Origin of the sequence: Intrasporangium oryzae NRRL B-24470, assembly GCF_000576595.1 — a bacterium.
GTDB classification, from domain to species: Bacteria; Actinomycetota; Actinomycetes; order Actinomycetales; family Dermatophilaceae; genus Intrasporangium_C; species Intrasporangium_C oryzae.
The window spans coordinates 20,419-31,162 of record NZ_AWSA01000049.1; the positions used below are offsets into that span (position 1 = coordinate 20,419).

The window sequence follows — 10,744 nt, forward strand, 5'->3', positions numbered from 1 at the left end:
CCACGCTCCCGGCCCGCGCCTACGACGCCCTTACAGGCCACTTGCGCCCGTCCGGGCGACGCTCGCGCACCCCCGGAAAACGCGGACGGCGTCGCGGGCCGCTCCGTAGGATCGAGGCGTGCGTGCGCGTGTCTTCGGAGATCTCGAGATGGCGGCCACCTCCGGAGAGCCGGCCGCACTCGGGGGCCGGCTACCGCGCGCGCTGCTCGGGGTCCTGCTCGCCGCGGAGGGACGCTCGGTCTCCACCGAGCGGATCATCGACCAGCTGTGGGGCGAGGCCCCGCCACCCAACGTCCTCGCCACGCTGCAGGTCCACGTGGCCCGGCTGCGCCGGGCGCTGGAGCCCGACCGCGACGCCCGCGCCCCGGCCCGGCTCCTCGTGACGCGCCCGGCAGGGTATGCCGTCGAGCTCCCTCGCGATGCCGTCGACGCCTGGGCATTCGAGGACCTTCTCGGACGCGCCGCTGCTGGGCCCGGCAGGGCGGCCGAGCCCCTGCTCGTCCAGGCCCTGGCCCTCTACCGGGGTCCGGCCTACCCCGGCCTGCACGACGTCCCGCTGCTGCTCTCGGAGGCCACCCGGCTCGACGAGCTGCGGTTGCAGGCGACCGAGCGGCTGTGGCTCGGCCGGATCGAGCAGGGCCGGGCGGACGAGGCCATCCCGCCCCTGTCCGCCCTCGCCGACGAGCACCCCACGCGGGAGGGGTTGAGCGCCCTGCTCGTCCGCGCGCTCTATGCCTCCGGCCGGCAGGCCGAGGCGCTCGCGGCCCTCCGGCGCGTGCGCGACCACCTCGCCGACGAGCTCGGGATCGACCCTGGCGAGGAGCTGCGCGAGCTCGAGGCCGCCGTGCTCCGCCAGGACGCGAGCCTGCTCCCGAGGGACCGCTCCCTCACGCTCGGCGCGGGCCGCGCTGCGGCACAGACGGATTCGACGGCTTCCGGTTCGGCAGCCGTCGACTCGGCAGCCGCCGCCTCGGCACCGGTCGACTCGGTCCGCGTCGAGGTCGTCCCGCTACCGGCGCCCGACCCCGGCTCGTCGCTCGCCGGGCGACGCGAGGTCCTTGCTGCGACCGACACGCTCGTCGCCTCGGCGGCATCCGGCTCCGGCCGCGTGCTGCTCGTCGTCGGTGAGCCCGGCATCGGGAAGACGCGCCTCTGTGCCGCGGTCGCCCAGCAGGCCGAGGCCGCGGGACTCCGCGTCAGCACGGGGACGTGGGATCCCGACGGGTGCCCGCCGCTGTGGGGCTGGACGACCGCGCTCGCGGGTCTCGGGCACGGCGACCTCGCCCACGGGGTCACCCCGGGCCCCGACAGCGCATCGGTCGTCTTCCGGCTCGCCGAGGACATCGCCACGGCGCTCGCCGAGCAGCCCACGTGTCTCGTTCTCGACGACATCCAGTGGGCCGACGCCGACAGCCAGCGGCTGCTCGTGCGCATGGCGGACCTGGCCGGCTCGTTGCCCGTCCTCCTCGTCGTCACCTCGCGCGACGGGCTGGCCGAGGACTCGCCGGCCCAGGCGACGATGGCCGCGCTCGCGCGCTCCGGCGTCGAGCGGGTGTCCCTCGAGGGCCTGGGTGTCCCGGAGGTGCGCGACCTCGTCACCGACCTCCTCGGGCTGGCCGTGGACGAGGAGCAGACGGCCCTCCTCCACGAACGCGCGGCGGGCAACCCCTTCTACGTCATCGAGCTCGCCCGCTACCTGTCGACCCAGGGCGCCCTGACCGACGTCACGCACGAGGCATGGACCTCCGTCCCTCACGGCGTGCGCGACACGGTCCGACACCGGGTGGGCTCACTGGCCGCGTCGGTCGGGCGTGCCCTGGCGATGGCCTCGGTCCTCGGTCGCCACGTCGACCTCGACGTGCTCGAGGCCATGTGGGACGCGCCGCTGGAGGCCCTGGACCAGGCGCTCGACGAGTCCATCGCGGCCGGGCTGCTGGCCGAGACCGGGGCGGGGCGGCTGGAGTTCACCCATGCGCTCGTCCGAGACGCGCTCTACAGCGACATCGCGCCGCTCACGCGCCGACGCTGGCACGCCGAGGCGGCCATCGCCCTCGAGCGGCTGCGGGCCGGCCACCTCGACCAGCACGTCGCGAGCGTGGCAGAGCACTACCGCCTGGCCGGTCCGGCGCAGGTCAGGCCAGCCTGGCTGCACACCCAGCGGGCGGCCGAGCTCGCTGCCCGGTCCGGGGCGCACGACGACTCGGCCCGGTTGCTGACCGTCGCGGCCCAGCTGCAGGCGTCGGACCCGCTGTGCCAGCCCGCGGAGCGGCGCCAGCTCGAGCTGGCCCGAGGCACCGCGCTGCGACGGAGCGGCCGGATCGCCTCGGCGTGGGACCCGTTGCAGTCCGTCGCGCGCTCGCACCTGGCCGAGGGGGACGCCGTGGCGGCGGCCCGGGCCCTGCTCGTCGTCACCGAGCAGGTCATGTGGAGCTGGCGCACGGCGCACGTCGCCGACGAGGAGGCGATCGCGCTCTGGCTGCGGGTGCTCGACGCGCTCCCAGGGAGCGAGCTCGGGCTGCGGGCCCGGTGCCTCGCCGCCCTGTCCGTCGAGACCATGCACGACCCGCCGGGCGGCCGGTGCGGCAGCTGGGTCGAGGAGTCCATGGCGCTCGCCCGGCGCAGCGGCGACCTGACGGCCCTCTGCGACGTCCTCCACATCGTCCTCAACCCGCTGCGTCGTCCCGACCTCGCCGGTCGCCGGCTCGCAGCCGCCGACGAGCTCGTCGCGCTGACCGCGCGCCAAGGGGACGAACCATCCCTCGCGGTGGCCCTGACCAAGCGCGCCCTCAGCCACTCGACCTTCGCCCGCCCGGACGCCGCCCTGGCCGACCTGCGTCGGGCGCTGCCGATCGCCACCCGTCACCACGTCGCCCCAGCCCTCATGGCCATCCACTACGGCCAGGCGGTCCTCGCCCTGGCGGCCGGCGACCACGAGGCGTGCGAGACCTCGCTCCTCGCCGGCGAGTCGGTCCAGCGGTCCCTCTTCATGGCCGGAGCGGGCATGGGAGCGCTCGTGCGCGCGACCTCGCTGCTCGTGCGGGGGGAGGCGGAAGCGGCATACGACCTCTCGGCGGACGGGCGCGTCCATCCCGCGCTCGACGCGCTGCCCCTGCTGTGCTTGACCCGATCGGGCAGGGCTTCGGACGTGCGCGAGCTGGTCGGGCCGTGGCAAGAGCAGCCCGAGCTGCCCTTCGACTACCTCTGGCTGACGGGGACCGTCCTCCGGGCGCTGCTGTGGTCCGAGCTCGGGGACGCAGAGGCGGCGGCCGAGCTCCACGTGACTCTCCTGGCGTATGCCGACCGGATCGCTGACGGAGCCATGGCCGCCACGTTCGCCGGGAGTGTGGAACATGCCCTCGCCGTCACGGCGCTCGCCTCGGGCCAGCCAGATGTTTCCCGCGCCCACGCCGAGCAGGCGCTCGACCTGCACCGGCGGCTCGGCTGGCGCGAGTGGGAGACGGCGAGCGAGCAGGTGCTCGGTCAGGCCCGCGGCGAGTCCTGGTCGCCGACGGGCTGAACAAGGCGGAGCACGAGCTCGAGCCCGTGGCTGGAGCCCGTCGTCCGCGGGAGGATGAGGGTCCGGATCCCGAGGCGGGCTGCTCCTGCGTCGTCCTGCCAGCTGTCGCCCACCATGAGCGCCCGCTCGGGCCGCACGTCGATGAGCTCGAGGGCGCGCTCGAAGATGGCCGACTCCGGCTTGACGACCCCCGCTTCGTAGGACATCACGACGGCGTCGACAAGGTCGCTCAGGCCGGCCCGGTCGAGGACTGGCCGGATGTCGATGCCGATGTTCGAGACGACCGCGATCTTCAGGCCGTGCGCGTGGAGGCTCCGGAGCACCGGCACCGCGTCGTCGAAGGGGATCCACGACTCGACCATCGTCTCGTAGAGGCTCGCGGCGAGCTCCTCGTCGATCTCCGGGACGCCCTTGACGACGTCGTCGTAGACCTGACGGTGGTGGTCCGGGCCGAGGTCACGCCGGCTGTCGGGGTCGATCTCACGCGCGTGCTCCCAGATGCGGTCGAGCCAGTCGGCGAGCTCGGCGGCCCGCTCGCTGCCCAGGGTCGCCGCCGGGCTCCCATCGCGGTCGAGACGACGCCAGGCCGTCTCGATCCAGTCCCGGCCGCTGCCCTGGTCGATGAGCGTCAGGTGGAAGTCGAACAGGACGCCGTCGAAGGGCGCCGGGGCGGTCTGGGTCACGACGGAAGGCTAGCGCGGCAGGGGTGAGCCCGGGCCGCGGCATACGCAACAAAAGGTTGCGCGTCTGCTGTTCGCGCAGCTACGGTGAAGCGCAACCTTTTGTTGCTAATCACCGAGAGAAGGAAACGAACGATGACGGACATCCTGCACAGGGTCGGGATCACTGCACCCCAGGACGCGGTCCTCCGCGCGCTGACGACGGCCGAGGGGCTCGCCGGCTGGTGGACCGAGGACACGGTCGGCGACGGCACGCCCGGCGGCACCCTCGAGTTCCGTTTCATCCCGGGCGGCTTCGACATGAAGGTCCTCGAGGCTCAGGCCGACCACGTGCTGTGGGAGGTCACCGGTGGGCCGGAGGAGTGGGTCGGGACCCAGGTCAGCTGGGACCTGCGGACCGAGGGCGACTTCACGATCATCCTGTTCGCCCACCGCGGCTGGCGAGAGCCCGTGGAGTTCATGTACCACTGCAGCACCAAGTGGGCAACGTTCCTCATGAGCCTCAAGTCGCTCCTCGAGACGGGCACCGGCGCGCCCGCGCCGCACGACGTCCAGATCAGCGACTGGCACTGACGCCGCCGGCCCCCTGCCGGGCGCCCTCTTGCGCGGTTCGATGTGTTCCACGGTCACGGATGACCGTGGAACACATCGAACCGGGAGGGCGCGCGAGGGGGATGGGCGGGAGGAGCGATCGGGAGGGGTGTCCGGCTCTGTCGGCGTGCGGTGCTATCCATGGGGTACGCGAATGCGACGTCGACCGATGCGAGGAGAGCCATGTTCCTGGTGGGAGAACGCGTGGTGTGGTCGGCCTCCGACCTCGCCGCCGCCTCGCAGTGCGAGTTCCAGGTCGCCCGCCGCCTCGATGCCAGGCTGGGGCGTGTCGAGCCCGCCGCCGAGCCGGTCGATGCCCTCCAGGACCGAATCGCGACGCTCGGCGACGAGCACGAGCGACGCCTGCTCGACCGCTACCGCGCCACCGCGGAGGTCGCGTGCATCGAGCGACTGCAGGGCCGGCATACGGACGAGGCGCTGCGCGACCTCCGCGACCGCAGCCTCGCGCGCTTCGCGGCAGGGGTGGTCGTCTACCAACCGGGGTTCTACGACGGGGAGTTCTTCGGCTACGCCGACTTCGTCGAGCCGTCCGACGCGGGCTGGGTCGTCGCCGACGCCAAGCTGGCCCGAAGCGCCAAGCCCAAGGCGATGCTCCAGGTCGCCGCCTACGCCGACCAGCTGTCGGCAGCCGGCCTTTCCGTCGCACCCGAGGGAGCCCTCCTGCTCGGCGACGGGCGCCGCGAGCCCGTGCCGCTCCGCGACGTCCTCCCGGTCTTCCGTGCCCGCCGCGACCGGCTGCGCGAGATCGTGCGCGACCGGCTCGGCGCCTCCGGGGCGGCTCAGTGGGACGACGACCTCCTGACCCTCTGCGGCTCGTGCCCCGAGTGCGTGGCCGCGATCGAGGCGCACGACGACCTCCTCCTCGTGGCCGGGCTGCGCCGCGACCAGCGGCGCAGGCTCCGCGAGGCGGGCGTCCGCACGATCCACGACCTCGCGCGTGCGACGGAGGGGCCGGCCGCCCTCACCCCGGCGACCTTCGCGCGGCTGCGCACCCAGGCTGCGGCTCAGGTCGGCCAGCTCGAGTCGGGGGTCGTCGCGTTCTCCCCGGTGGACAACCACGCGCCCGACGACCGGCCGCCCTTCCTGCCGCCGCCCTCCCCGGGCGACATCTTCTTCGACTTCGAGGGCGACCCGCTCTACAGCGAGGACGACCCCGCGACCGCGGGCCTCGAGTACCTCTGGGGACTCCGGCTGGCCAGCGAGCGCCCTGGCGAAGGCGAGTTCGTGCCGCTCTGGGCACACGACTACGCCGACGAGCGGCAGGCCTTCGCCGACTTCATGACCATCGTCGCCGACCGGTCGGCGCGGCATCCCGACCTGCACATCTACCACTACGCCCCCTACGAGACGACGGCCCTCAAGCGCCTCGCGGGCCGATACGGCCTCTTCGAGGCCCAGCTCGACGACCTCCTGCGCCGGCAGGTCTTCGTCGACCTGTATGCCGTCGTCCGCCGGGCGGTCGTCGTGTCCCAGCCGTCGTACTCCATCAAGAAGCTCGAGCCGCTCTACATGGGCGACGAGCTGCGTGAGGGCGACGTGCAGAAGGGTGACGTGTCGATCGCGGAATACCACCTGTACCGGCTCGACCGGGAGCACGGCGACGAGGAGTCCGCAGCGACCCGGCTCAAGGCCCTGCAGGAGTACAACGCCTACGACTGCCTCTCGACCCAGCGCCTGCGCGACTGGCTCATCGACACGGTCGGCGTGCGCGTCACGACGCCGAGGCCCGACGACAAGCCGGAGCTTCGGGTCCCGTCCGACGTCGCGCAGGAGCGCGAGCGCCTGGCCGCGGCGCTGACCGATCGTGCCGAGGCGACGACGGAGCCCGCCTCGACACGCGCCTGGCGCCTCCTCTCCGCCGCGGTCGGCTACCATCGTCGCGAGGACCTGCCCTTCTGGTGGGACCACTTCCACCGCCTCAAGACCCACGTCAACGAATGGGCCGACGACCGCGACGTCTTCGTCGTGGCGAGCGGCGAGGTCGTCAGCGACTGGGCCACCGAGAGGCGGCAGCGCAACCCGCGGCGCACTCTTCGCCTCACCGGCGCCTGGTCGCCGGGCAGCAGCCCGTCGAGCCAGGCCTACGCCACCTATGCGCTGCCGGCGCCGCCCGGGACGGAGGCCCACGACTCCTACGTCTGGGCGAAGAGGGAGCGCGAGGTCTCGACGCCTGACGACGAGCAGCCCGAGGTCGTCGAGGTCGTCGAGACCTGCTCCCCGGGGGAGTCGTTCGGCGACCTGCCTGTTGCGCTGACCCCGACGTCGGTGCCTGCCGGCGTCATCGAGAAGTCCATCCAGCGGTATGCCGACGACGCTCTTGCCGCGGACGAGCCTGCAGATCCGGCCTGGGACCTGCTCACGCGACGTCCGCCACGGCTCGTCGAGGGCCGGCGCCTCCCCCCGCTCACCGACGGTGTCGTCGCGGCGGTGACCGAGGCGGTCACCGCACTCGACCGGTCCTATCTCGCCGTCCAGGGCCCACCCGGCAGCGGCAAGTCGTGGAGCGCGGCCCAGGTCATCCGCGACCTCGTCGAGACGCATCACTGGACCGTCGGGGTCGTCGCCCAGTCGCACGCCGTCGTCGAGCACCTCCTCGACGGCATCGTCGAGCACGGGCTCGACCCGCAGCTCGTCGGCAAGAGCGCGCCGCACCGCAGTGCCCATGCCTGGACCGAGGTCACCGGCAACGGTCCAGGTCGGGTCGCGTGGGTCGACGAGCACCGCGCTCGAGGTCGGGGTTGCGTCCTCGGGGGCACCGCTTGGACCTTCTCGGCCGAGACGCTCACGCAGGCCTTCGACCTGCTCGTCATCGACGAGGCGGGACAGTTCGCCCTCGCCAACACCGTCGCCGTGAGCCGCGCCGCGCGCAACCTCCTCCTGCTCGGCGACCCCCAGCAGCTGCCCCAGGTGTGCCAGGGCCAGCACCCCGAGCCCGTCGACGAGTCGGCCCTCGGGTGGCTCATGGGGACCCGTCACACCCTCCCGGCCGAGCACGGCTACTTCCTCGCGACGTCGCACCGGATGTGCGAGGCCGTCTGCGCGCCGGTCTCCGGCCTCTCCTACGACGGCCGGCTCGTGTCCAGCGCGCCCGACCGCCTCCTAGCCGGGGTCGAGCCCGGCATCCGCAGCGTCGCGGTGCCACACAGCGGCAACCGGACCTCGTCACCGGAGGAGGCCGACGCGGTCGCCGACGAGGTCGCCGCCGTCCTCGGCAGGCCGTGGACCGAGGACGGCGAGACCCGCCCGCTCGGCGAGCGCGACGTCCTCGTCGTCGCGCCCTACAACGCGCAGGTGGCGCTCATCCGGCGCACCCTCGCGGCGCGGGGGTTCCGCGGGGTCCGCGTCGGGACCGTCGACAAGTTCCAGGGCCAGCAGGCGCCCGTCACGATCGTCTCCCTCGCCGTCTCCTCGCCGAGGGATGCGCCGCGTGGGATGGACTTCCTCCTCAACCGCAACCGGCTCAACGTCGCCGTCTCGCGTGCGAAGTGGACGGCCGTCATCGTCTACTCGCCGCAGATGACGCACTACATGCCGACGACGGTCATCGGACTGGCCGAGCTCGGCGGGTTCCTCGGCCTCATCGAGGCGAGCCACGGCCAGCAGCAGGCCGCCGGCACCTCCGTCCTTGCCGGGAGTCTCCACCGCCACTGACCTGCGCTTTCGGCCTCCGCCGACCGCCTTCCGGCGCCCGGCCCGGCGCCGACCCGCCGCGGGCTGCCGTGTCGCCCGCGAGGGGTCGTGACGATCCACTGCCGGCGTCCTGACGGCACCGCGCCTGGCCGCAGATCGTGCGCCCACCTGACTTCGGCGCCGACGAGTTTCTCGCCCGGATGTATCAGGACCCACGTCCTGCGTCACTTGACCCCCGTGAGCCCGCAAGCGGGGCAACGAGATTCAGGAGACCAGGCATGTCGGCACCAGTCGCTCAGCAGGCGCGTCGCGAGGACGCAGAGGTCGGGGACAACACTCCCGGCAGATGTACCGGCGGTATGCCGCCCGCATCGGTCGCGCTCGCCGTCGAGGCTGCCGCGGAGCCGGGTCACTTGCTCGCCGACCTCGTCGCACTCCACGACACCGTCGGGTGGACCGTCCGCACCGACGAGGCCTGGGCCCACGCCGACGTCGCGACGGCCGAGCTGCCCAGCCAGGGCTGGAAGCTCCATGTGTCTGCCACCGAGGCGAGCGTCCTCGATGTGCTCGCAGCCTGCGCCGCGGTCCTCCTCCCGGCCCGGACCCCGTTCAAGGTGGCGGCGACGTACTCCCAGGTCCGCACGCTGACGAGCCCCCACTGTCCCCGCGGCAACGCCGGCAAGATCGTCACCGTCTACCCGACCGACCTCGACGATGCGCTCCGGCTCGCGCACCTGCTCGACGTGGCCACCGAGGGCCTCGCGGGACCCCGCATCCTCAACGACCGCGCCCTGCGCGAGGGCAGCCTCGTGCACTACCGCTACGGCGTCTTCACCGGCACGCCGGTCCTCACGCACGACGGAGAGCTCCAGCTCGCCCTCATGACCCCGGACGGCCGGACGGTCGCCGACACCCGCGGCGCGAGCTTCACGCCCCCCGCATGGCTGACCGACCCCTTCCAGAGCTCGCGGTCCGACCAGCCGTCGGCCACCGTCCAGCCTCCATCAGCCGCCCAGCCCACGGCCGTCACGACGCCCACCGCTTCCACCACGCGCACGGGCTCCACGACGCCCACCGCCTCCGCCGCATCACCGAAAGCACCGACAGCACCCGCCCGGGTCCTCCTCGGTGACCGCTTCGCCGTCCGCGAGGCGATCCGGCACGCGAACCGCGGTGGCGTCTTCCGGGCGGAGGACCTCACGACCGGCGAGGCCGTCATCGTCAAGCAGGCCCGGGCCCACGTCGCCGCCGACCGTGAGGGCCGCGACGCCCGCGACCGCCTGCGCCACGAATCGGCCGTACTCGGGCAGCTCGCTCCCACCGGCCTGACTCCCCGCCCGGTCCAGCTCTTCGAGCAGGGCGGCGACCTCTTCCTCGCCGAGAGCGACCTCGGCGCCGAGACCCTGCGCGCCTGGGTCTCGCGCCGCGCCGCCCAGCCGGGCGGGGTCGCGTCCGACCCGTCCACCACCTCGGACCCGACCGCCGCCCTCGACGTCCTGCGTCATGTGGCTGCGGCCCTGCGCGTCGTCCACGAGCACGGTCTCGTCCTGCGCGACCTCACACCGAACAACCTCCTCGTCCGGGCCGACCGCACGGTCGCCATCATCGACCCCGAGCTCGCGATCTCCGCCGACGCGGAGGTGGACCTGTCCCGGAGAAGCGGCACAGCGGCATACGCCCCCGCGGAGCAGCTGAGCGGTGCGGCACCCGAGCCCGCCATGGACCTCCACGCGCTCGGCGCGCTGGTCCTCTTCGTCCTGACGGGCGAGGACCCGCTGCTCGGGGTGGACGGCTCGACGAGCACCGACGCGTGGCTCGATCGCGGTTCCCGACGCCTCAGCGTCCCCGCGGACCTCGCCGACCTCGCCGTGCGCCTCACCGGCGACCCCGCCGCGCGCCCCTCGCTCGACGCAGTCATCGCGACGGTCGACAGGGCGGCCCGACCCGGGGCCACGGCCGGCTGGACGCTACCGGGCGAGGCCGACCGCGCCCGCCACGCGCTCGACGACATCGAACCGATCGACGCCGCCGTCGCCGACGAGGCGATCGAGACGCTCCTCGACCGGCTCGTCCGCGAGATCTCCCCGCGCGGCTCGCGCGTCGCACGGGCCTCGGCCTTCGGCGAGACGACCCTGCCGACGAACGTCCAGCACGGCGCCTCGGGCCTGCTCGGGGTCCTCTTCCAGGCCGCACGCCTCCGCGGCGACGACCGGGCCCGTCGTGCTGCCGCCGAGCTCGCCGGTTGGGTCGACCGGGCGCCCGCGCCGCAGGGCGGGGCCGTCGGCCTCCACTTCGGCCACGCCGG

Annotated in this window: 5 protein-coding genes; 4 read left to right on the plus strand and 1 reads right to left on the minus strand. The window is 73.6% G+C overall.

What is annotated here, in order from left to right; translation table 11 throughout:
- The first annotated feature begins 118 nt into the window (after positions 1-118).
- Positions 119-3,517 (plus strand): AfsR/SARP family transcriptional regulator, encoded by a 3,399-nt coding sequence (locus N865_RS17625; RefSeq protein ID WP_034808770.1) that lies wholly within the window; start codon positions 119-121, stop codon positions 3,515-3,517.
- Here the strand turns inward: N865_RS17625 and N865_RS17630 are convergent.
- On the minus strand, positions 3,481-4,200 hold the full coding sequence (locus N865_RS17630; protein ID WP_051510916.1) for an HAD family hydrolase: 720 nt from the start codon (positions 4,198-4,200) through the stop codon (positions 3,481-3,483). The genes N865_RS17625 and N865_RS17630 overlap by 37 nt on opposite strands.
- Before the next feature lie 132 nt (positions 4,201-4,332).
- On the opposite strand from N865_RS17630, the gene N865_RS17635 reads away from it, so the two are divergent.
- From N865_RS17635 to N865_RS17645, 3 genes are all read left to right on the plus strand, one after another.
- Positions 4,333-4,770 carry an SRPBCC family protein gene (locus N865_RS17635; protein ID WP_034808772.1) on the plus strand — a complete coding sequence of 146 codons (438 nt, stop codon included), beginning with the start codon at positions 4,333-4,335 and terminating at the stop codon, positions 4,768-4,770.
- Positions 4,771-4,971: 201 nt separating this feature from the next.
- Complete coding sequence (locus N865_RS17640; protein WP_051510917.1) at positions 4,972-8,460, plus strand: TM0106 family RecB-like putative nuclease; 3,489 nt, start codon at positions 4,972-4,974, stop codon at positions 8,458-8,460.
- Positions 8,461-8,717: 257 nt separating this feature from the next.
- Positions 8,718-10,744, plus strand: a 2,027-nt coding sequence (locus N865_RS17645; RefSeq protein WP_157557763.1) for a class III lanthionine synthetase LanKC N-terminal domain-containing protein, incomplete at its 3' end; no start/stop codon positions are given.

What these genes read in the sequence shown, in the direction of transcription:
- N865_RS17635 (WP_034808772.1), top strand. Translation starts at nt 4,333, where the DNA reads ATGACGGACATCCTGCACAGGGTCGGGATCACTGCACCCCAGGACGCG.
- N865_RS17640 (WP_051510917.1), top strand. Translation starts at nt 4,972, where the DNA reads ATGTTCCTGGTGGGAGAACGCGTGGTGTGGTCGGCCTCCGACCTCGCC.